Below are 21,179 nucleotides of genomic sequence, written 5' to 3'. Positions count from 1 at the left end.
GCCTCATGCCCCCCGTGAAAGATCGTCAGGCCCGAAGGCGTGCGGCAGCACCTCGGCCATCCGCCATGGCCCGTCAGGCGTCTCCACCAGCAGGTCGGGCCCGCCGAACTCGTACAACAACTGCCGGCACCGCCCGCACGGCATGAGCAGCTCCCCGTGCCCGTCCACACACGTGAACGCGACCAGCCTGCCCCCGCCGGAGGCGTGCAACGCCGAGACGAGACCACACTCGGCGCACAGGGCCAGCCCGTAGGAGGCGTTCTCCACATTGCAGCCGGTGACCACGCGCCCGTCGTCGACGAGCGCGGCGGCGCCGACGGGGAACTTCGAGTACGGCGCGTAGGCGTGCTGCATGGCCTCGGCGGCCGCGGCCCGCAGCGCCTCCCAGTCGACGCTCAATGCTGTTCCCCTCGGCGGTAGCGCACGCCGTCGGCCTTCGGCGGACGCAGCCGCTGGGAGGCGACCGTGAGCACCAGCAGGGTCAGCACGTGCGGGGTGATGAAGACGAACTCGTTGGGCAGGTGGTCGACCGTCAGCCACAGCCAGAACAGCACGACGGCGCCGAGCGCGGCGAACGCGACGGCGGTGTAGCTCTTGGCGGTGGCGGTGCCCAGGTTCTTGCGGATCTGCATCCCGGCATAGCCGAGCAGCAGCAGCGCGCCGAACAGGAACAGCCCGGTCACCGCGTCGGAGCTGCGCAACTGCAACGCGTCGGCGTACCCGAACAGCGAGGCGCCCGCCGCCAGTCCGCCGGGCCGCCAGTTGCCGAAGATCATGGCGGCCAGACCGATGAAGCCTCGTCCGGCCGTCTGCCCCTCGACGTACTTCGTGGTGATGAAGACGAGGAACACGCCGCCGAGCCCGGCGAAGGCGCCGGAGATGACGGTGGCGAGGTACTTGGTCCTGATGACGTTCACGCCGAGCGACTCGGCCGCCCACGGGTTCTCGCCCGCCGAGCGCAGCCGCAGGCCGAACGCCGTGCGCCAGAGCACCCAGAAGGTCACGGGGATCATCGCGACGGCCAGGATGACCAGCACGTTGACATTGTGGGTGAGCCCGCGCAGGATCCCGGCCACGTCCGAGAGCAGGAACCAGTGCGTGTTCTCCAGCGAGGCCAGCCAGTCGGGTCCCGACGACAGCAGCGGCAGGCTCACCTCCGGCGGCTTGGACGACAGCGCCGGTGAGGTGGTGATGCCGCCTCCGGCCTCGGAGGCCGCACTGCCCTCCTTGTAGAGCACCTCGGACAGGAAGCGCGTGATGCCGGGGCCGAGCAGGTTGATGGCGACGCCGCTGATGATGTGGTCGACGCCGAAGGTGACGGTGGCGACGGCGTGGATGAGCCCGCCGAGCGCTCCGGCGATGAGCCCGGCCAGCAGGGCGGCCGTGGCCCCCCACTGGTACCCGGCCCATCCGGCGAACCAGGTGCCGAGCACCATCATGCCTTCGAGGCCGATGTTGACGATGCCCGCCCGCTCGGCCCAGAGCCCGCCGAGCCCGGCCAGGCCGATCGGCACGGCCAGCAGCAGCGCGGCCGAGAACGTGCCGGACGAGGTCAGGTCGGTGTCGCCGGACAGCACTCTGACCAGCGAGAGCAGCAGGATCAGTCCGGCGACGGAGACCAGCGCCAGATGATAGCCGCGAACCCTCCGAAGCTCGGAGGCGGTAGCCGTAGCCGCACTCATGCCGATGCCACCTTCGCGGGAGTGTTGGTGCCGAGTTGTCGGGCGGCGCGGCGCTCCTCTTCGCGCAGCGCCATCCGGCTGGTGATCTCGTTGGCGATGACGACCATGAGCACGATCGTGCCCTGGATGATCACGACGACCGAGGGCGGGATGTCGGCGAACTGCAGCGGGGTCGCCGCCCGGTCGAGGAAGGCGAACAGCAGGGCCGCGATCGCGATGCCGACCGGTTTGTTCCGGCCGAGCAGGGCGACCGCGATGCCGAGGAAGCCGAGCCCCGGCGTGAAGCCGGTGCCGTAGGCGTGGGTGTAGCCGAGGATCTCGGGCAGGCCGATCAGCCCGGCGATGGCGCCGGACAGGACCATGGCCGAGATGACCATCTTCTTGGGGTTCACACCCGAGGCGAGTGCGGCCGTCGGGTTCAGGCCGCTGGCCTTGACGTCGAAGCCGAAGCGGGTACGTTCCAGGATGATCCACACCACGATGCCGACCACGATGGCGATGCTGATGAAGCCCCACAGCCCGCCGCCGCCCCTCGGGACCGGCAGGCCGAACAGCTCGAACAGGAAGTTGAAGTTGGGGAACCAGCCGGACTCGGGGATCGGCGGGGTCGAGGTGGTGAGCGTGCCGTCGGTCTTGGTCGCGGCGAACGGGCCGCGAACCAGCCAGGCGGCGATGTTGATCGCGATGTAGTTCAGCATGATGGTCGCGATGACCTCGTTGACCCCGCGCTGCACCTTGAGCAGGGCCGGGATCAGCGCGTACAGGCCACCGGCGAGCATCGCGACCACGATGATCAGCGTGATCTGCAGCGGCGCCGGAAGGTCGACCTGCGAGCCGACGAACGCCGCCACGATGGCCGCGATGCGGTACTGACCTTCGACGCCGATGTTGAAGAGGTTCATCCTGAAGCCGATGGCGACCGCGAGTCCGGCGATGAACAGCGGTGTGGCCCGGTTGAGGATGAACGCGATGCTCTTGTCCACGGCGGCCTGGGTGGCGCCGAAGTCGAACATCGCCGCGAACGCCTCCAGCGGGTTGGCGCCCGCCGCGAGGATGGCGATGCTGGAGATCGCGACGGCGACGAGGATAGCCACGACCGCCCCGGCCGTGGTCAGCAGCGCACGGTAGAGCCCTGCGGGCATCACGAACCCTCCGTAATCGCGCCGGTCATGTAGCCGCCGAGCTGCTCGGGGGTCACGTCGGCGGGATCGAGCTTGGCGACCAACCGGCCGCGATAGATCACGTACAGCGTGTCCGACAGGCCGATCAGCTCGTCCAGGTCGGCGGAGATCAGCAGCACGGCCAGCCCGGCCGCCCTGGCGTCGCGCAGGTGGTCCCAGATGGCGGCCTGGGCGCCGACGTCGACGCCTCGGGTGGGGTGGGCGGCGATGAGGAACTTGGGATCGCCGCTCATCTCCCTGCCGACGATGAGCTTCTGCTGGTTGCCGCCCGACAGGGCGATCGCGAGCGTGTCGACGCCCGGCGTGCGCACGTCGTAGGCCTTGACGATGCGCTCGGTGTCGGCCCGCGCGCCCGGTCTGTTGACCCAGATGCCCTTCTTGGCCGGAGCTCTCGTCTGGTGGCCGAGCACCCGGTTCTCCCAGAGGGAGGCCTCCAGCAGCAGGCCCTGGCGGTGGCGGTCCTCAGGGATGTAGCCGATGCCCGCCTCCCTGCGCCGCAGCGTCGACCAGGAGGTGATGTCCTCCTTGCCCAGGTGGATCTGCCCGGCCTGCAGGGTCACCAGGCCCATGATCGCCTCGATGAGCTCGGACTGCCCGTTGCCCTCGACCCCGGCGATGCCGACGACCTCGCCCGCCCTGACGGGGAAACCCACCTCGTCGAGCACGGCGCGTCCGGGCCCGGGCACGCTCACGCCGCGCACGTCCAGCACGACGGTGTCGGTGACCGTCGACTCCCTGGTCTCCGGCGTGGGCAGCTCGCTGCCGACCATGAGCTCGGCGAGCTGACGCGCGGTGACGTCACGCGGATCGACGCTGGCGACCGTGGTGCCGCGCCTGATCACGGTGATCGCGTCGGCGATGCTGAGCACCTCGTCCAGCTTGTGCGAGATGAAGATGACGGTCAGGCCTTCGGCCTTGAGCTCGCGCAGGTTGTCGAAGAGCTCGTCGACCTCCTGCGGCACGAGGACCGCGGTGGGCTCGTCGAGGATGAGGATGCGGGCGCCGCGGTAGAGCACCTTGAGGATCTCCACGCGCTGCCGGTCGCCCACGCCGAGCTCCTCGACCAGACGGTCGGGGGCGACGCGCAGGCCGTGGGTCTCGCCGAGCTCGATGATGCGCTTGCGCGCCCCGGCGTAGTCGAGCCGCACGCCCTTCCTCGGCTCGGAGCCCAGGACGATGTTCTCCAGCACGGTGAGGTTGTCGGCCAGCATGAAGTGCTGGTGCACCATGCCGATGCCCGCGGCGATGGCGTCGCTCGGCGAACGGAAGACGACCTCTTTGCCGTCGACCTTGATCGTGCCCTCGTCCGGCCGCTGCATGCCGTACAGGATCTTCATCAGGGTGGACTTGCCCGCGCCGTTCTCACCCACGATGGCGTGGACGCTGCCTGCGGCGACGGTGATGCGGATGTCGTGGTTGGCCACGACGCCGGGGAAGCGCTTGGTGATGCCCTCCAGCTCGACGGCGGGTTGCACCGTGGCGAGGGTGTCCGAGCTCATGCGATCTCCTGGAGGAGCCTGGATATAGGGCTGGGCCCGGGGAGCGGATGCAACCCCGGGCCCTGTTCCGGACGGTGGATCCGGCTACGGCTTGGTCACCGGATCCAGTACCCGGTTACGGCTTCGTCGGAACCGTGATCTCGCCGTCGACGATCTTCTTCTTGGCCGCGTCGAGCTCGGTGGAGATGTCGTCGATCTCGCCGCCGGTCGTCGCCAGGCCCACACCGTCGACCTTGAGGTCGTAGATGTTGTTGCTGCCGCCCTTGGCGCCGCCCTGGAAGGCCTTGATGAACTCGAACACGCCGACGTCGACGCGCTTGATCATCGAGGTCATGATGACCGACTGCAGGTCGGCCTCCTTGACGGTCTGACGCTGGTCGGAGTCGACGCCGATGGCCTTCTTCTTGGCCGCCGCGGCAGCCTGGAAGACGCCGAGGCCGGAGTCGCCGGAGGCGTGGTAGACGATTTCCGCGCCGCTCTGGAACATCTTCTCGGCCGCGGTCTTGCCCTTGTCGGGCGCCTTGAAGCCGGTGAAGTCACCGTCGGGCGTGAGGTACTTGACGTCGATGACCGCGTCGGCCTTGACCGACTTGGCACCGGCGACGTAGCCGGCCTCGAACTTCTTGATCAGCTCGCTCTCGACACCGCCGACGAAGCCGATGTGACCGCTCTTGGCCTTGGTCGCCGCGGCGACGCCCGCCAGGTAGGAGCCCTGCTCCTCGGCGAACAGCAGGCCGGTGACGTTCGGGCCGCTCGACGGCGAGTCGACGACCGCGAACTGGATCTCGGGGTACTCGGCGGCGGCCTTCTTGATGTCCTCGCCGTAGGCGAAGCCGACACCGATGATCGGGTTGTAGCCGGCGTCGGCCAGCTGACGCAGCAGCTCACCGCGGTTGGAGCCGTCGCCCGCAGGGCTCAGGTCCTTGATGTCGGCGCCGAGGTCGGTCTTGGCCTTCTCCAGACCCGCGTACGCGGAGTCGTTGAAGGACTTGTCACCCCTGCCGCCGACGTCGAACGCCAGGCCGACCTTGAGCGTCGAGGCGGGCGCCTCGCTGCTCGCACCGGCGCTGGGCGCCGCGCTGCTGGTCGCACCACTGTCGCTGTTCGTGCCACCACAGGCCGAGACGGCCATGAGCATGGCACCGGCCACCGATCCAACAGCCAGCTTGCCAATCCTCTTGGTGAGCAAGGTGACTCCTTCCATTTCCCCGCCGTCCAACTCTCGTCGCACGCGCGAAGACGCACGGCAACCCTGCACGGAACATAGTTCGTTCACCAGGGCAGACCAAATCGGCGCACAGGTCCGCAACCGCTCCGTTATGGACATCAGGCGAGTCCGTGACCTGGGCGCGGTGCGTACGCGCCCGGGGAGGGCCCGTCAGCAGGCTAGAGCGGGGCCGATCGCCCATACAGCTCACAAACCACACCTTTACCCAACTTTGCCCCTTGTCAAGATCTTGCCGACAAGCCGATCATGCCGGACATTTCAGTCTGGAAGCTGGAGTGTCACACAACCTGGAGCACCCCCATGCGCCATTGGAAGAGGCTCGTCCTCCCGCTGGCGGTCGTCCTAGTCACCACGATGACGGCCACCCCAGCATTAGCCGAGGACCCCGCGATCAAGATCGAGAACAACGCCACCCAACCGGTGTTCTCGCGCGCCGACGCCATCAAGGAGACCGTCTTCGTCGAAGTAGCGGGCACCGACAGCGACAGCGACGGCAAACCGGACCGCGTCGCGGTCGACATCCTGCGCCCCAAGGAGACCCTGAACGGCCTGAAGGTCCCCATCATCATGGAGGCCAGCCCGTACTACGCGGGCGGCGACTACACCGTGCCCAACCACGTCGTCGACGTCGACGAGGACGGCAACCCCGAACTACGCGCCAAACTGCTCGACACCAAGACGTGGAACCTGCCGTTCGACGGCTACTACGACAACTACTTCCTGCCCCGCGGCTACGCCATCGTGCTGGTGGAGAACCTCGGCAGCGGCAGGGCGACCGGCTGTCCCACCACGGGCGACCGCAACGAGACCGCGGGCCCCAAGGCCGCCATCGACTGGCTGAACGGCCGGGCCAAGGCCTTCGACACCGAGGGCAAGCCGGTCTCGGCCACCTCGTGGTCGACCGGCGCCGTCGGCATGATCGGCACCTCCTACAACGGGACCCTGCCCAACGCCGTCGCCACGACCGGCGTCAAGGGCCTCAAGACCATCGTGCCGATCGCCGCCATCTCCTCCTGGTACGACTACTACCGGGCCAACGGCGGCGTCGTCGCGCCCGGCGGCTACCAGGGCGAGGACGCCGACGTGCTGGCCAAGTTCGTGCTCACGCGCGAGAACGGCAAGCAGGTCTGCGGCCCGGTCATGGACAGGCTCACCGCCACGCAGGACCGGGTGAGCGGCGACTACACCCGCTTCTGGGACGTGCGCAACTACCTCAACGACGTGCACAAGGTCCGCGCCAGCGTCTTCCTCGCCCACGGCCTCAACGACTGGAACGTCAAGACCAAGCAGGCCGCCCAGTGGTGGGAGGCGCTCGCCAAGCAGGGCACGCCGCGCAAGATCTGGCTGCACCAGGGCACCCACCGCGACCCGTTCAGCCTGCGCGCCCGCGAATGGCTGCGCCAGCTGCACGGCTGGTTCGACCACTGGCTGTACGGCATCCGCAACGGCATCATGCGCGAGCCGCAGGCCGATGTCGAGATCGAGCCCGGCGTGTGGGGCACGCACGCCTCCTGGCCGCTGCCCGGCACCCACGACGTCAGGCTCTGGCTCGGCTCTGGTGGCAAGCTCGGCCTGCTGCCGAAGCCGCTGTCGGCCAAGGAGTCCTATGTCGACCAGAAGGTCAGGACCGCCGAGGAGCTGGTCGCCACCGCTCCGGCCGCCGATCCCAACCGCCTGGCCTATCTGTCCTCGCCGCTCAGGCAGGACGTGCGCATCTCCGGCACGCCCGAGATCTCGGTGAAGGCCTCGCTCAAGGACGGCGCCTCGCCGTACCTGACGGCGTTGCTGGTCGACTACGGCGCCGGGGTACGGCCGACGGGCGGGCTGCTGCCGACCGGGGAGACCTGGTGCTACGGGCAGGGCGTGCCGGGTGACACGGGGTGCACGGCCATCCGGGTGCACGCCACGGCCGAGACGCCTTACAAGATCGTCTCGCGGGGCTGGCTCGACGTGCGCAACAGGAACGGGGCCGACCGGTCGCAGCCGGTGCGTCCCGGGCGGGAGTACCAGTTCCAGTGGGACTTCCAGCCGCAGGACCATCTGTTCAAGGCCGGGCACCAGATCGGCGTCGTGCTGCTGTCGACCGACGTCGACTTCACACTGCGCTATCCGCCCGGCACCAACGTGACCGTGGCGCCCGGCGCCTCGTCGCTGAAGCTGCCGGTCGTGTTCGGCAGGCTGTCCTAGGTGTCGTAGGAAGAACAAGGCGGTCGTGAGGCGGGAGGTCCCGCCTCACGACCGCTCGGACCGCCACCGCACCAGACGCAGGGGCCGCCCCGAGCCGTCCCTGCTCCTCCCGGTGTGGTGGCGTCGCCTTTCAGGCCGGGATCTTCTGCGCCGACTGCGGGCCGTACACGAAGTCGGGGTCGATCTGGTCGGCCAGATCCTCGCCCACCGCCCGGTTGGCCCATGCCTTGGCGTTGCGCAGGTGGAACTCGGCCGCCTGCTCGCCGAAGCGCTGCCAGTCCTTGTCCTGCTCGGAGGCGTGCACGAGCAGGAGTTCGAGCGCCGCGGTGTTGGCGGCCTCCAGGTCCTGCGGGCCGAGCGGGCCGCCGCGCTCCATCGCGCGCACCGCGGCCGAGTGCTCAAGGCAGGCCAGCAGGTCCTCGCCCACCTCCTGACGCAGGAAGTCGACGTCGTCCCTGCCGTGGATCTTGTTGCCGACGACCGCGATCCGCACGCCGAACTCGGCGGCGTGGTCGCGGTACTGCCGGTAGACGCCCACGCCCTGCCGGGTCGGCTCGGCCACCAGGAACGTCAGGTCGAACCTGGTGAACAGCCCCGATGCGAACGAGTCGGCCCCGGCCGTCATGTCCACCACGACGTACTCGTCGGGCGAGTCGACCAGGTGGTTGAGATAGAGCTCGACCGCGCCGACCTTGGAGTGGTAGCAGGCCACCCCCAGGTCCTCCTCGGCGAAGGGACCGGTGACCATGAGGCTCGGCCCGGCCTGGGTGGGCACGGCGTAGGTGGCGTGGAAGTCGTCGCCGAGCGACAGCAGCCGCGAGCCGCTGCCGGGAGGCGTGGTCTTGACCATCGCCGAGACCGAGGAGATACGCGGGTTGTCCCCGCGCAGGTGCTCCTTGATCTCGGTCAGGTGCGAGCCGAGCGGTGGCGGCGACTCGCCGTCGGGAACGTTCAGCGCCATGGCCAGATGCTGGTTGATGTCGGCGTCGACGGCGACGACGGACCGGCCGCTCGCGGCCACATGCCTGGCGAACAGAGCCGACAGCGTCGTCTTGCCGCTGCCGCCCTTACCGACGAATGCCACCCTCATGACGACGGTTCCCCATCTGGTCGACTGACGCACGATCCGCGCACCAGGGTGACAGCCGACCCGGGTTCCGGCCTACCCTCAAGTTGACCATCTGTCGATGCTATGGCCCCCCGCAGCCGCGCTTCGGCCGCCCGGAGGGCCGTCCTGACTGGCCTTTTCGGTCAGCGTGAGCTCGGGCTGTCGGCGCCTTCCAGCCGTTCCAGCGGCGACAGGTCCCCATAACGTGCGATGGCCCTCTCGTCGGTGACGAAGGGGTCGAACTCCGGCTGCGGCCGGACCCAGCCCTCCTCCTCGATGATCGTGGTGCCGAGGTCGCGCAACTCCTCGTCGACGGCGCCGCGTGCCACGAACGTCTGCGGGTCGTCGCCGAACGCCGTGCGCAGCCTGGCCGACCTCGCCAGCAGTGCGGTCAGCACCGACACCTGGTCGGTCGCGGGCACCGGCCTGCCGTCGGCCCCGGCGATGACACCGCGCCGATGCACGTACAGATAGCACCCGTCGAGCCGCTCCCCCGAAGGCAGCGTCATCGGGAAGGCCGAGCCGGGCAGCAGCACCCGGTGGTAGGGCGTCTCGGTGGCGTCGACCGCCTCCATCTGCGCGTCGTCGAGCCAGGTCGCCACCATCGTGGTCACCGCACCCGGCTCGTAGTACGGCGACGCCGAGACGTATCCGGCGGGACTGACGTGCCCGGACAGGCCGATCCGCACACCGCCCACCTCGACCGGCACCATCGGCACCATCGTCGACAGATGCAGCCGCTCCAGCTTGTGGCTCATCTGGCCGGGCGAGGCGTTGGACCCGACCGACAGCACGGGGAACCTGCTGCCCGTGCCCGCCTCCCCCGCGTCGGCGAGCGCCTCGTCCAGCGAGGAGCCGAGCTCGCGCACCCGCCACTCCCCCAGCCTGCGCTCCGGCTCGACGTCGAGCGTCAGCAGGTGGCGGCCCTTGAGCAGGGCGGAGAAGGAGGGAATCACACCGGGGTAGAGCAGGGGATCCAACGCGGGCACACCCGCGAGCCCGAGGACCTCAAGGCTCCTGTCCTGCATGGTGACCGCCTTCCACGACGACGTCGGCATCTTGATGATTGCCCGTGCCCCGTGCATCATGCCAGGCGGCGGCGGAATACGCGCTCGACTTCCGCACCGGAAAAGGCGTCCGGCATTTACGATATTTCCACTTCACGACTACTCCGGAGGCCCCCGTGTCCTGGTTCGGTCGCGCTTCCCATCCTGCTTTCCAGCAGTCCTGGCGCTGGTGGATCGCCGTTCGATCGGCCTCGCTGCTGGTGCTGTCGGCGCTGGTTCTGCTGGCATTCATCGCATTCCTCGTCGCACTCGGATATGAGACGACGGGCGGCACGAAAAGCAATCTGCTCATCGAATGGCTGAAGGCCTTTCAGGCGGTGCTCGGCGGCGACCCGGTCGAAGGGCAGGACGACAACGCCGCCCATGCCGCGCTCGGCGCCCTGACCTCGATCATCGGCGCCCTGGTGCCCGCGTTGTTCGTCGGCGTGGTGTTCATCCGGCTGTTCTCCGTGCGCCCGTTCGTCTGGCGCAGGCCCGCCAGCGTCTCCCTCGCCTCGCAGGCCGACGACCCCGAGTACGCCAAGGAGCACGCGCGCAGCGACCATGCCGTCATCGCGGTGCGCTTCTACAACCGGCTGCACAATCTGGGCATCGTGGATCTGCGCTGCCAGGTCTACCTGAGATACATGCAGGACTCGGCCGGGGACGGCAGCCCGGTCTACATGAAGGTGCCGCTGCAGGTGCTCGACGGCGACGGCGAGCCCGCGACGGAGAGGTTCTGGCCCTCGCTCGAACCGTGGGCGCCCTTCACCGTGTGGATCCCCGTCGACGACGCCGTGCCCGCGCTGCCGATCACCTCGATCCAGCGCAAGCACATCCCCGACCCGCACAAGGCCAAGCTCCTGGTCAGACTGTCGGCACGGGCCATCGGCCTGGGCACCGACATCGTCGAGGAGCAGTGGTTCAACCTGGCCAGCGACCTCGACTTCAGGATCGGCAGGTTCTACCCGATCTATCCCGACCACGACACGGGCGACGCCAGGAGCGCGGCCAAGTGGCAGGGCTGGGACCGCTTCCGCGACGACGTCAGGCACGCGGTGTTCGTCTACGGCCCGCTGATCGACCTGTCCGAACTGGCCAGACTGCTCGGCCGTACACCGATCAGGGGCGAGGACTACCAGGAGGCCACCCTGCGCGGCCACCACCGGCTGTGGACGGCCGCGATCGAGCTGACACCCGACGACACGGTCGTCTACCAGGTCGACCAGCCCACCCACCAACTCCTGCTCACCGTACGGCCTGCCACCCCGGGCTCGGCCGCGCCGCAGAACGTCGAGGGCATCGTCGTGCCGGTCGACACGGCCACCCTGCTGCGCATGGAGAGCGGCACCAGGGGTGCGGCCTACGAGCGGGTCACCGTGAGCGGGCAGGTCGCCGTGCACGGGCCCCTGCGCACCGGCGAGCCCGACGTGTTCTACACGCACGTGGCCACGGTGGCAGCCCTCAACGCCGCGAGCGAGGCGCTCGGCAACCACAGCGCCGCGATCTGCGAGCCGTACTTCGGCACGGTGATCAAGGGGGCCAAGCAGCACGGCGGGCGGATCGAGGCGTCCTACAAGGGTGACGAGCTGCAACTGCCCGTGGACCGGACGAAGGGGTCCACGGGCCGTTCGAAGCTATCGGTCGAAGGCGGGCAGTGAGCCGTCGGGGCCCGCGCCCGCGAGTGCGACCTGCTCGGTCGTGGCCGGCGGGCGCCGCCCCTCCCACAGTGCGGTCAGCGCGGTGGCGGCCATGAAGCGCACGCCCAGGCCGATCGCCCGCTCGTCGACGTCGAAGGTGCCCTGGTGGATGTCGTGCTGCTCCTCGGCGCCCGGCTTGCGGGTGCCGAGCCTGGCGAAGGCGCCGGGGATCGACTCCAGGTACCAGCCGAAGTCCTCGCCGCCGAGGCTCTGCTGGGTCGGCACGACCGAGCCTTCGCCGAGTGCGCGCTCGGCGGCCTCGGCCAGCATCTGCACGCTGTCCTCGTCGTTGACGACCGGCGGCACGCCCCGGCTGTAGTCCATCGTCGCCTCGACGCCGTAGGCGCCCGCGACCGACTCCAGGAGTGTCTTGATCATGTCGGGCGCGGCATGCCAGGCCTCCTCGTCGAGGCAGCGCACGGTGCCTTCGGCGATCCCGTCGTCGGGGATGGCGTTGGCCACCGATCCGGCCTCGACCCGGCCCCAGACCAGGCTGAGCGAGGAGCGCGGGTCGACCCGGCGCGAGAGCGCGGCGGGCAGCTCGGTGAGGATCTTGGCCAGGGCGAAGACCAGGTCGGCGGTGAGGTGCGGCCTGGCGGTGTGCCCGCCGGGACCGGCGACCCTGATCGCGACCTTGTCGCAGGCCGAGGTGATCGGCCCGACCTTGAGCCCGACCTGGCCCGCGTCCACGCGAGGGTCGCAGTGCAGGCCGAAGATGCGGTCGACGCCGCTGATCCCGCCCTGCGCCATGACCTCCAGCGCGCCGCCCGGCAGTTCCTCGGCCGGCTGGAAGATGAAACGCACCCGGCCGGGCAGCAGCCCCGCCTGGGCCTGCTGGGCCAGGAACAGCGTGGTGCCGAGCAGGATCGTGGTGTGCACGTCGTGACCGCACGCGTGGCACAGCCCGGCGATGGTCGAGCGGTAGGGCACGTCCTTCTCGTCGGGCAGCGCGAGCGCGTCGATGTCGGCACGCAGTGCGATCGTCGGGCCGTCGCCGCTTCCCACCTCGCAGATCACGCCCGTGCCCCTCGGCAGCACCTGCGGGTGCAGGCCCGCGGCCGTCAGGCGGTCGGCGATCCGCTGGGTGGTGCGGTACTCGGCGAAGGCGAGCTCGGGATGCATGTGCAGGTCGCGGCGGAATGCCACGAGTTCCTGCTCAGCCTCCGCGAGGAACGCGTCGAGTTCCCCCCGCAGCTCACGTCCCCGCATCAAGTCACCGTCCCATCCCCCATGCAGCGTATCCAGCATGGCTTGATTCGCGCCTCTTGCGTATGTTGTGCCCGCGGGGGCCGTACGGTTCGGGCTGCGTCCCGACCCCACGTGGGACGCGCACCTGAGGAACCGGCGCGGGAGATCGCCGATACGGGACAACGCGGCTCTTTCAGCCGATAGCCCGATGACGATGCACTGACTTTATCCCGGTCGCTGCCCTTCACGCGGACAACTACACCAAAAGTTGGCCTGTGGCATGCCCGTAACCGCTGGTCGTCACGGTGTGTGACCCATGGCGCGATCCGGAAACCATCCTCCCTAGTCACAACGGATCACATGAGACTGGCCCAGAGATGCCACTTCCAAACATCCGCCGGATTTCAAATCGTGTCACCTGCGGACTGGTCAATCACACCGGATCGATGCATGCATATGAGAAGAATGCGTGCTTCACTCCTTGTATGATCACCAATATCCGGTTCAGTGAGAAGCATGCGGGTCTGAGCATCTTCGAACCGAAAGAGGGGACATTGGTGGTCATCCCATCGCTGTCCCTTCCGCAGGACGAGCTCAAGCGCATCACCGGCGCCCGCTGCTACGAGGAACGCCTTCTCTTCCTCCTCCTCACCCTGCGCGAACCCGGCGTCAAGGTGGTCTACCTGTCCTCGGCCCCGATCGACCAGGCGATCGTCGACTACTACTTCGGCTTCCTGCCCGACCCGGCCGGAGCCGCCGCCAGGCTCACCATGATCAGCGTGGACGACCCGCACGCCCAGCCGCTCACCAGCAGCGTCCTGGCCAGGCCCGACGTCGTGGCCCGGGTACGCGAGCTGATCGACGACGACGCCTGGCTGGTGCCGTTCGTGCTCAGCGACCTGGAGGAGCAGCTCGCCTCCGAACTCGGCGTCCCGGTGTACGGCCCGGCGACCGCCCACGCCTACTACGGCTCCAAGAGCGGCTCGCGGGAGATCGGCCATGTCGCCACCGTGCCCATGGCCAGGGGGTACGCCGATCTCATGTCGATCGCCGAGGCCGAGGACGCGATGCTCTCGCTGCCGGGCGACCGCGTGATCGTCAAGCTCAACGACAGCTACTCGGGGCTCGGCAACGCCATCGTCACCAAGGGCGCCTGGCCGCTCGTCGAGCTGCCCACCAGCTTCTCCGCCGCGGGCGAGACCTGGACGACGTTCGGGGAGAAGATCGCCGAGCGCGGAGCCGTGGTCGAGGAGTTCATCGAGCACCGCCCGCTGTACTGTCCCAGCGCGCTGGCCAGGATCACCCCCGGCGGCCAGCACGGCGTCGTGGCCACACACGACCAGGTGCTCGGCGGCTCCAACGCCGACGTCTACCAGGGCTGCACCTTCCCCGCCAGACCCGAGTACCGCGTCGAGGTCGGCGAGTGCGCGGCCCGCATCGCCGAGGCGCTGGCCGAACGCGGTGTGATCGGGCTGTTCGGCATGGACTTCTTCGCCCTCAAGACCGACGCCGGGTACCGCGCGCTGCTGTGCGAGATCAATCTGCGCATCGGCGGGACCACCCATCCGTTCGGCGCGGCCCTGCTGACCACCGGCGGCGCCTACGACCCCGCCACCGGCCTGCTCAAGCGCGGCGACCAGGCCAAGTACTACACAGCGACCGACAACTGCGCCTCACCCCGGCTGCGCGGCCGTACACCCGGTCAGATCGTGGCGCTGGTGGAGGAGCTCGGCCTCGGGTTCGACGCGACCAGGCACACCGGCAACGTCCTGCACCTGCTGGGCGCGGTCCCCGAGTACGGCAAGCTGGGCTTCACCAGCATCGGCGACTCGCCCGAAGAGGCGGCCGAGCTGCACCGGATCACGAGGCTCGCGCTCGGCGCGGTCCCTTCGACGCCTTCGGTGTCCTCAGTGCCCTCAGCGCCTTCAGCCCGATGACGGCCAGCACGGCCCCGAGCACCAGGTTCACGCCGATCAGGATGCCGTGCACGACATAGAAGCTCCGCTCGTGCCCGTCGGCGAGGTTAAACCCAAGATTGATCCACTCGAAGATCATGAACGCGCCCAGCACGATCAGGAATCCGGCGATCTTGCGTGACATGACCATTTTCCAAGTATCGAGGATGGATCGGCGGGGGAGGTGACGTACATGCGCAATGTGACGAAGCTACGCTGAGGCCACCATGAGGATGACTTTGGCGCCCGCCGCAGCACTGCTGGCCGCGGTCACGTTCACCGCCGTGGCCCAGCCGGCCGCGGCCGAGAGCACGCCGATCGGCGGCGAACTGCTGGGCGATCGAGGCATGGTCTCGCCTCCGGGCGTCAGGAAGCCGCCCAAGACAGGGGCCAGGTCCTTCGTCATCGCCGATCTCGGCACCGGCCAGGTCCTCGCGGCCAAGGACCCGCACGGCCGCTACCTTCCGGCCAGCACACTCAAGACGCTCACCTGCCTGACCCTCATCCCGCAACTGGACAGCGGGCTCAAGGTCAGACCGAGCCTGCGCGCGGTCAACGAGGAGGGCAGCGCCGTCGGCCTCGCCCCCAAGCCGATCTACAAGGTCGACGACCTGTTCAAGGCCCTGATGATGTCATCGGGCAACGACGCGGCCATGGCGCTGGCCGAGGCCAACGGCGGCCTGACCAAGACCCTGCGCGACATGAACGACGTGGCCAGGCGTCTTCAGGCCAACGACACCGTGGCCAAGACGCCGAGCGGCCTGGACAAGCCCGGCCAGTCCAGCTCGGCCTACGACCTGGCGCTGATCGCACGCGCCGGGCTGGCCGATGCCGACTTCAGGCGCTATGTCAGCACCAAGAGCTCGCGCTTCCCCGCGCCCAAGGGGTACTACGAGATCGGCAACCACAACAAGCTGCTGTGGCGCTACAAGGGCATGATCGGCGTCAAGAACGGCTGGACGTCCAAGGCGCTCGGCAGCTTCGTCGGCGCGGCCACCAGGGGCGGCAACACCATCATCGTAACGATCATGCGGCACGAGGGCCCGTTCTGGAACGACGTCGAGGAACTGCTCGACTGGGGCTTCGCCAACCGCGGCAAGGTCGCGCCGGTCGGACAGCTCGTCGACCCGCTGCCGCCCGTCCCCGCCAATGTCGCACCCGCCGTCACGCCCAGCACCTCCCCCAGCGCCTCCGCCGAGCCGCTCGGCCTGCTCGGCACCGCCGCCACCGTCCAGTCGGCCTCCGGCCCGCTCATCGGCGCCGTCGTCGTCGGCGCGGGCCTGCTGGGCGGCATCGCCTGGGTCCTGTACGGCATCCGCCGCCGCCGCGCGGCATCGGGCCGATAGGTCGCTCACGGTTCAGTCCCCGACCCGTTGCCGGGAAGCGGTGAGGGATTGGGCGGCGGTCCGAGGCCGGCCGTCGCGGTCCAGGCGGCGACGTACATCGTCAGCCTGGCCGCGAAGTTGATCCACACGAGCAGCCCCACCATCACGGCGAACGTGCCGTAGATCGGATTGGACAGCGTGTGCCCGAGCAGCAGGGTGGCCAGCTGCTTGAGCAGCCCGAACCCGATCGCCCCGAGCAACGCCCCCCTGATGACGACCTTGAACGGCTGCACCGGCCTGGCCACCCACCCCAGGATGATGACGAACAGCACGACGTCCGCCGCCAGGCTGGCCAGCACGCCGACCACGCCCACCGCGCCCTTGGCCGCGACCGACGAGCCCAGGCCGAGCCAGTCCGACACCGTGGTGGTGAACTGCGTGGCGAACCCGCCGACGGCGGCCGAGACCAGCAGCGTGACGCCGAGCAGCAGCAGGGAGGCGACGTCTCGCGCCTTGCCGACGAAGAAGTTCAGGGGAGGCGTCGTGGTCATGTAGATCTCGCGCAGCGCCCCGCGCAGGGAGTCGAGCGCGCCGAGCCCGGCGTACAGCAGACCGAGCAGGCCGATGAGGCCGACCCCGACCCTGGCATCGGCGATGGCCTGGAGGTTGAGCTGGTCGGCTACGCCGGGCAGCTGCTCCTTGATCGCGTCCTCCAGCTTCACCTTGAGGTCGGCCCGATCGGCCAGCACGTAACCGAACGTGGCGAACGCCAGGGCGACGACCGGGAAGAAGGACAGGAAGGCGAAATAGGTCACCGCTCCGGCGAGCCGATCGCCGAACTGCACCTGGTACCTCTGGACGGTTCTGAGCAGATGGTCGAACCAGTGCCAGCGCACCCGCCAGGCCTCGAGCATCCGGCGACCGCGCTCCTTGGCCGCCTCGACCCGCGCGAGCAAGCCTCCCATGCGCCTCCCTCTACCCTCTTGGCCTCGACCACATCCGGCGAGCCGCGTCGGGGAACTCCAACGCGTCGGGCGGATCGTCGAGCGCCACCGCCCGCGTCGCCGTCACGGTGCCGGCCGCGAGCCCGGCCAGGCTCCTGCGGTCCTTGCCCGCCAGCACCACCACCAGGTGGAGGAAGGCCAGCACCACGACCGCCAGAGCCTGCTCAAGCGCGAACAGCACCACGAAGGGTAGCGGGAAGACGGCGAACCTGATCAGTACGGCACGCCTGCCCGCGGGCGCGCCCCCTACGCCTGCGACGAGCGCCAGATGCAGCGCCGCCCTGCCGGGCCCCGACCGGTCGGCCCGCAGCAACGGCACCACCAGCAGCACGACCAGCCCCAGCGCGTAGAGCAGCACGTCACCGACCACGTCGAGCCGCTCGCCGTCCAACGGCACCCCGCCTTCGACGAGTACGGCCGGCGTCACGTACATGACGGCCGCCGCCAGCCACCACACCGCGAAGTCCAGCAGGTCGCCGACGATCCTGCGGACCAGGCCGGGCGGCCGGTCGTCGGCGCGCGGCCTCGGCCAGGCGCCGGGCAGCACCGCGGCCAGGGGCACGGCCAGCGCCCAGCCCGCGACCGCGCCCGTGGTGTTGGTGAGCAGGTCGTCGACGTCGAACAGGCGGTAGGGGCACGGGTAGAGCCCCCAGTCGCCGGTGAGCTGCGTGCACTCGACCGCGAACGACAGGGCGAAGCCCGCCAGCGCGGTGACGAGCAGGCCGCGGCGGTAGCGGTACCTCAGGAAGAAGCCGAGCGGCACGAAGAGCACGAAGTTGAAGAACACCTGCAGAAAGGCCCTGCTGCGCAGGATCTGCGGCAGGCTCGCCCCCGGGTTCTCCTTGACGATGTCGTCGAGCGAGGCGAACGGGACGAGCTGCGGACTGGCCAGGCCCGCCCTGGCGGCGCAGAAGGCGGCCTCGTCAGTGTAGGAGGGCAGTGGGAACAGCGTGAACGCCACCACCGCGCACACGTAGAGCACCACGGCCGCGGCGACCAGCCCCGACCAGAGGCCCACCCTGCCGAAGATCCGATACTGCCTGGAGACGAACGGCAGGGCGCCGAGCACGATGAAGAACGTCGCCATGATGACGGCGACCGCGACATTCGTCTGATATTGCGCCACAGCCAGGGCGTGCCCGGAGAACCCTCACGCCCATCCCAGCAAAAAAGCAAGATCTACCCGGGCCGCCCCATGGCGACGATCGTCCGCAGCACACTCTTGAAGGCGGTGTAGGTCTCGGCGCCGAGGTGTTCGGCATGCCGGGACTCGATGTCGGCCACGATGGCGTCGGCGACGCGGATCATCTCCAGGCCGCGGGGCGTGGGCACCACGAGCCTGGCCCTGCGGTCGGCCGGGTCCGGCTCACGACGCAGGTAGCCGAGCGCTTCGAGCTCGTCGAGGATCGCGCCGATCGTCTGTTTGTGCCGCCCGGACAGCCTGGCCAGCTCGCCGGGCCTGATCCCCTCGGCGTCGAGGTGGGCCAGCACGGCCCCGTGCCGGGGGCCGATGTCGTCGAAGCCCTGCTCGGCCGCCCGCCTGAACAGCTCCCCTTGAACGCCGAAGAGCAGGGCGGCGCCGAGCACCCCGAGGTCGGGGTCGCTCTCCTGCCGCTCGCTCCGCCTCACCGGCCGCCCGTCACGCTCCGGGTGTCGGCAGGAAGCCGACCTTGTCCCTGACCTGGGCCATCGTCTCGCGTGCCACCGCGCGGGCGCGCTCGGCGCCGATGGCCAGCAGCCTGTCGAGCTCGGCCTCGTCGGCGAGCAGCTTCTCGGTGCGCTCGCGGATCGGGGTGAACGCCTCGGCGACCGCCTCGGCGACGTCCTTCTTGAACGTGCCGTAGCCCTGGCCCGCGTAACGCTCGACCAGCGCGGGGATCTCCACACCGGTCAGCGCCGACTGGATGCGCAGCAGGTTGGAGATGCCGGGCTTGCCCGCCTCGTCGAAGAGCACCTCGGAGCCGGTGTCGGTGACCGCGCGCATGACCTTCTTGCGCAGCGGGCCCGGCTGCTCGAGCACGTCGAGGATGCCGGCCGGGCTGGAGGACGACTTCGACATCTTGGCCGAGGGGTCCTGCAGGTCGGTGATCTTCTCGACCGCCTTGAGGATGTGCGGCGCGGGCAGCGTGAAGGTGTCGCCGAAGCGGTGGTTGAAGCGCTGCGCGAGGTCGCGGGTCAGCTCCAGGTGCTGCTTCTGGTCGGCCCCGACGGGCACACTGTCGGCCTGGTAGAGCAGGATGTCGGCGGCCTGCAGGATCGGGTAGGTGAACAGGCCGACGCTCGCGGCGTTCTCCCCGAACTTCGCGGACTTGTCCTTGAACTGGGTCATCCTGGCCGCCTCGCCCATGCCGGTCAGGCAGATGAGGATCCAGGCCAGCTCGGTGTGCTCGCGCACGTGCGACTGCACGAAGATCGTCGAGCGCTCGGGGTCGAGCCCGGAGGCGAACAGCTGGGCCGCGGCCACCCGGGTGCGGCGGCGCAGGTCGGCCGGCTCGGTGGGCACGGTGATCGCGTGCAGGTCGACCACGCAGTAGAAGGCGTCGTGCGTGTCCTGCAACGTGACCCACTGACGAACCGCACCGAGGTAGTTGCCCAGGTGGAAGGAGTCCGCGGTGGGCTGGATGCCGGAGAGTACGCGTGGTCTGGCCATAGCCGTCAATTGTGTCAGGAATCCGGGCCGCCCTGCGACTCGACCGGCGGCTCCAGGGCACTGCGGCGTTTGACGCGTATCCGGGCCACGCGCCTGCCGTCCATCTCGGTGACCGTGAGGCCGAAGCCGGGGATCTCCACCAGGTCGCCCGCCACCGGCACCCGGCCGAGCGCCGCCATGACGAACCCGGCGAGCGTCTCGTAGGGGCCGTCGGGCAGCCGGATGCCGGTGTCCTGGTGGAAGTCGCCGAGGTTGGTCAGGCCGTCGATCTCGATCTCGCCCGCCGGGAGCTTGATGGGGTGCTGGTCGGGGTCGTACTCGTCCCTGATGTCGCCGATCAGCTCCTCGACGAGGTCCTCCAGCGTGACGATGCCCGCGGTCCCGCCGTACTCGTCGATGACGATGGCCAGGTGGTGGCCCTCGTCGCGCATCTCCGACAGCGTGGTGAGCACGCGTTTGCTCATCGGCACCAGTTTGACCGGGCGGATCGGGACCAGCTCGTGTATGGGCTCGATGCGGCCGGTCAGCACCGGGTCGAGCAGGTCCCTGACGTGGACGAAGCCAACGATCTCGTCGTAGGAGTCGCGGTAGACGGGGAAGCGGGAGTGCGGCATCGCGGCGGCCAGCACGGCGGCCTCGGCCAGCGACGTCTCCATGTCCATGAACTCGACCTCGGTGCGGGGCAGCAGCACCTCGCGCAGCTGGCGTTTGCCCGCGGCGAAGACCTCGGCGATGAGGCTGCGCTCGTCGTTGGTCAGGTCGCCGTGCCCGACGACCAGGTCGCGCAGTTCCTCGGTCGTCATCGCCTCCCTGTCGGTGTCGGGATTGCCGCCGAGCAGCTTCATCACGCCGTCGGTCGACTTCGACAGCGCCCAGATGACCGGCCGCGACAGTGAGGCCAGCCGGTCGAGGAAGGGCGCGACGAGCAGCGAGAGCCCTTCGGCCCGCTGCCTGGCCAGCCGCTTGGGCGCGAGTTCGCCGAGCACGAGCGAGACGTAGGAGATGGCCAGCGTCACCAGCACCAGCGCCACCGGCCTGGCCGCGGCCTCGGGCAGCCCCCACCCTTCGATGACCGGCTCAAGCTCGACGCCGAGCCGGTCGGCGCCGAATGCGGCCGACAGCATGGTGGCCACCGTGACGCCGATCTGCACGGCCGAAAGGAAGCGGTTGGGATCTCTGGCGAGCTTGGCGACCTTGGCGCCTCTGCGCCCGTGTTGCTCGAGTTTGCGGATCTGACTGTCGCGCAGGGAGACCATCGCCATCTCGGCCGCGGCGAAGAATCCGCCCACCAGGATGAAGAGCAGAACGAGCGCGATGTTGGCCACGACGATGTTCACGGCGATTGCTTCCGACACGGGGCCGACATGAGTCCTGACAGAGTACTCACGCCCACCCGACACCTCCGACGCGTATGCTGGGCGGCAAG

Annotated in this window: 18 protein-coding genes; 4 read left to right on the top strand and 14 right to left on the bottom strand. The window is 69.3% G+C overall.

The annotated features are described in order from the left end of the window. Window positions 1-3: 3 nt before the first annotated feature. The 5 genes from ACTWNK_RS07820 to ACTWNK_RS07800 all read right to left on the bottom strand — a co-directional run bounded on the left by ACTWNK_RS07820 (window position 4) and on the right by ACTWNK_RS07800 (window position 5,551). Window positions 4-399: a cytidine deaminase gene (locus tag ACTWNK_RS07820; RefSeq protein WP_474303179.1), complete on the bottom strand. Its 396-nt coding sequence runs from the start codon at window positions 397-399 to the stop codon at window positions 4-6. After that, the gene (locus tag ACTWNK_RS07815) at window positions 396-1,682 is read right to left on the bottom strand and encodes an ABC transporter permease (protein ID WP_474303178.1); all 1,287 of its coding nucleotides are present in this window, start codon (window positions 1,680-1,682) and stop codon (window positions 396-398) included. Before ACTWNK_RS07815 ends, ACTWNK_RS07820 begins: the two co-directional genes overlap by 4 nt. After that, entirely contained in the window at window positions 1,679-2,824 is a 1,146-nt protein-coding gene (locus ACTWNK_RS07810) for an ABC transporter permease (RefSeq protein WP_474303177.1), read from the bottom strand. Before ACTWNK_RS07810 ends, ACTWNK_RS07815 begins: the two co-directional genes overlap by 4 nt. After that, window positions 2,824-4,362 carry an ABC transporter ATP-binding protein gene (locus ACTWNK_RS07805; RefSeq protein WP_474303176.1) on the bottom strand — a complete coding sequence of 513 codons (1,539 nt, stop codon included), beginning with the start codon at window positions 4,360-4,362 and terminating at the stop codon, window positions 2,824-2,826. Before ACTWNK_RS07805 ends, ACTWNK_RS07810 begins: the two co-directional genes overlap by 1 nt. A 115-nt stretch (window positions 4,363-4,477) precedes the next feature. Next, window positions 4,478-5,551 (bottom strand): BMP family lipoprotein, encoded by a 1,074-nt coding sequence (locus ACTWNK_RS07800; RefSeq protein WP_474303175.1) that lies wholly within the window; start codon window positions 5,549-5,551, stop codon window positions 4,478-4,480. A 339-nt stretch (window positions 5,552-5,890) separates the two neighbouring features. On the opposite strand from ACTWNK_RS07800, the gene ACTWNK_RS07795 reads away from it, so the two are divergent. Then, window positions 5,891-7,777: a Xaa-Pro dipeptidyl-peptidase gene (locus ACTWNK_RS07795; protein WP_474303174.1), complete on the top strand. Its 1,887-nt coding sequence runs from the start codon at window positions 5,891-5,893 to the stop codon at window positions 7,775-7,777. 130 nt (window positions 7,778-7,907) lie between these two features. Here the strand turns inward: ACTWNK_RS07795 and ACTWNK_RS07790 are convergent, their stop codons facing one another. Together ACTWNK_RS07790 and ACTWNK_RS07785 are read right to left on the bottom strand one after the other, a co-directional pair. Then, window positions 7,908-8,867 (bottom strand): ATP-binding protein, encoded by a 960-nt coding sequence (locus ACTWNK_RS07790; RefSeq protein WP_474303173.1) that lies wholly within the window; start codon window positions 8,865-8,867, stop codon window positions 7,908-7,910. A gap of 161 nt (window positions 8,868-9,028) precedes the next feature. Beyond that, window positions 9,029-9,913: a hypothetical protein gene (locus tag ACTWNK_RS07785; RefSeq protein ID WP_474303172.1), complete on the bottom strand. Its 885-nt coding sequence runs from the start codon at window positions 9,911-9,913 to the stop codon at window positions 9,029-9,031. Window positions 9,914-10,068: 155 nt separating this feature from the next. On the opposite strand from ACTWNK_RS07785, the gene ACTWNK_RS07780 reads away from it, so the two are divergent. Continuing rightward, window positions 10,069-11,592, top strand: coding sequence for a gamma-glutamylcyclotransferase family protein (locus tag ACTWNK_RS07780; protein ID WP_474303171.1), 1,524 nt, complete (start codon window positions 10,069-10,071; stop codon window positions 11,590-11,592). Here ACTWNK_RS07780 and ACTWNK_RS07775 read toward each other — a convergent pair. Continuing rightward, on the bottom strand, window positions 11,569-12,840 hold the full coding sequence (locus ACTWNK_RS07775) for an amidohydrolase (protein ID WP_474303170.1): 1,272 nt from the start codon (window positions 12,838-12,840) through the stop codon (window positions 11,569-11,571). The genes ACTWNK_RS07780 and ACTWNK_RS07775 overlap by 24 nt on opposite strands. 536 nt (window positions 12,841-13,376) lie before the next feature. Between ACTWNK_RS07775 and ACTWNK_RS07770 the strand changes: the two genes are divergently transcribed. Then, complete coding sequence (locus ACTWNK_RS07770; RefSeq protein WP_474303169.1) at window positions 13,377-14,756, top strand: peptide ligase PGM1-related protein; 1,380 nt, start codon at window positions 13,377-13,379, stop codon at window positions 14,754-14,756. Here the strand turns inward: ACTWNK_RS07770 and ACTWNK_RS07765 are convergent. Further along, a complete protein-coding gene (locus tag ACTWNK_RS07765) occupies window positions 14,680-14,919 on the bottom strand; it encodes an SCO4848 family membrane protein (protein WP_474303168.1) in 240 nt (79 codons plus the stop codon). The two genes, ACTWNK_RS07770 and ACTWNK_RS07765, sit on opposite strands and share 77 nt — an antisense overlap. An 82-nt stretch (window positions 14,920-15,001) precedes the next feature. On the opposite strand from ACTWNK_RS07765, the gene ACTWNK_RS07760 reads away from it, so the two are divergent. Further along, window positions 15,002-16,120 (top strand): D-alanyl-D-alanine carboxypeptidase family protein, encoded by a 1,119-nt coding sequence (locus ACTWNK_RS07760; protein ID WP_474303167.1) that lies wholly within the window; start codon window positions 15,002-15,004, stop codon window positions 16,118-16,120. A 5-nt stretch (window positions 16,121-16,125) separates the two neighbouring features. On the opposite strand, the gene ACTWNK_RS07755 is transcribed toward ACTWNK_RS07760, so the two are convergent. Genes ACTWNK_RS07755 through ACTWNK_RS07735 form a run of 5 tightly spaced genes read right to left on the bottom strand, consistent with a single transcriptional unit; the run spans window position 16,126 to window position 21,090 of the window. Beyond that, complete coding sequence (locus ACTWNK_RS07755) at window positions 16,126-17,064, bottom strand: YihY/virulence factor BrkB family protein (protein WP_474303166.1); 939 nt, start codon at window positions 17,062-17,064, stop codon at window positions 16,126-16,128. Between the two features lie 10 nt (window positions 17,065-17,074). After that, the gene (locus tag ACTWNK_RS07750; protein WP_474303165.1) at window positions 17,075-18,229 is read right to left on the bottom strand and encodes a VanZ family protein; all 1,155 of its coding nucleotides are present in this window, start codon (window positions 18,227-18,229) and stop codon (window positions 17,075-17,077) included. Window positions 18,230-18,282: 53 nt separating this feature from the next. Continuing rightward, window positions 18,283-18,732: a MarR family winged helix-turn-helix transcriptional regulator gene (locus ACTWNK_RS07745; protein WP_474303164.1), complete on the bottom strand. Its 450-nt coding sequence runs from the start codon at window positions 18,730-18,732 to the stop codon at window positions 18,283-18,285. Between the two features lie 10 nt (window positions 18,733-18,742). Then, entirely contained in the window at window positions 18,743-19,753 is a 1,011-nt protein-coding gene (trpS, locus tag ACTWNK_RS07740; RefSeq protein ID WP_474303163.1) for a tryptophan--tRNA ligase, read from the bottom strand. A 14-nt stretch (window positions 19,754-19,767) separates the two neighbouring features. Then, entirely contained in the window at window positions 19,768-21,090 is a 1,323-nt protein-coding gene (locus ACTWNK_RS07735; protein WP_474303162.1) for a hemolysin family protein, read from the bottom strand. Between the last annotated feature and the right edge of the window lie 89 nt (window positions 21,091-21,179).

The sequence above is a fragment of the Nonomuraea sp. IBHARD001 genome (assembly GCF_056106265.1).
Note: the sequence above shows the minus strand (reverse complement) of the source record. Positions and strands in the feature narration are given on the sequence as shown.

Excerpts from the sequence above, each read along its gene's own strand:
- ACTWNK_RS07795 (WP_474303174.1), top strand. The coding sequence starts at position 5,891 with ATGCGCCATTGGAAGAGGCTCGTCCTCCCGCTGGCGGTCGTCCTAGTC.
- ACTWNK_RS07805 (WP_474303176.1), bottom strand. The coding sequence starts at position 4,362 with ATGAGCTCGGACACCCTCGCCACGGTGCAACCCGCCGTCGAGCTGGAG.
- trpS (WP_474303163.1), bottom strand. The coding sequence starts at position 19,753 with ATGGCCAGACCACGCGTACTCTCCGGCATCCAGCCCACCGCGGACTCC.
- ACTWNK_RS07755 (WP_474303166.1), bottom strand. The coding sequence starts at position 17,064 with ATGGGAGGCTTGCTCGCGCGGGTCGAGGCGGCCAAGGAGCGCGGTCGC.
- ACTWNK_RS07775 (WP_474303170.1), bottom strand. The coding sequence starts at position 12,840 with ATGCGGGGACGTGAGCTGCGGGGGGAACTCGACGCGTTCCTCGCGGAG.
- ACTWNK_RS07765 (WP_474303168.1), bottom strand. The coding sequence starts at position 14,919 with ATGTCACGCAAGATCGCCGGATTCCTGATCGTGCTGGGCGCGTTCATG.
- ACTWNK_RS07810 (WP_474303177.1), bottom strand. The coding sequence starts at position 2,824 with ATGCCCGCAGGGCTCTACCGTGCGCTGCTGACCACGGCCGGGGCGGTC.
- ACTWNK_RS07790 (WP_474303173.1), bottom strand. The coding sequence starts at position 8,867 with ATGAGGGTGGCATTCGTCGGTAAGGGCGGCAGCGGCAAGACGACGCTG.
- ACTWNK_RS07815 (WP_474303178.1), bottom strand. The coding sequence starts at position 1,682 with ATGAGTGCGGCTACGGCTACCGCCTCCGAGCTTCGGAGGGTTCGCGGC.
- ACTWNK_RS07785 (WP_474303172.1), bottom strand. The coding sequence starts at position 9,913 with ATGCAGGACAGGAGCCTTGAGGTCCTCGGGCTCGCGGGTGTGCCCGCG.
- ACTWNK_RS07760 (WP_474303167.1), top strand. The coding sequence starts at position 15,002 with ATGAGGATGACTTTGGCGCCCGCCGCAGCACTGCTGGCCGCGGTCACG.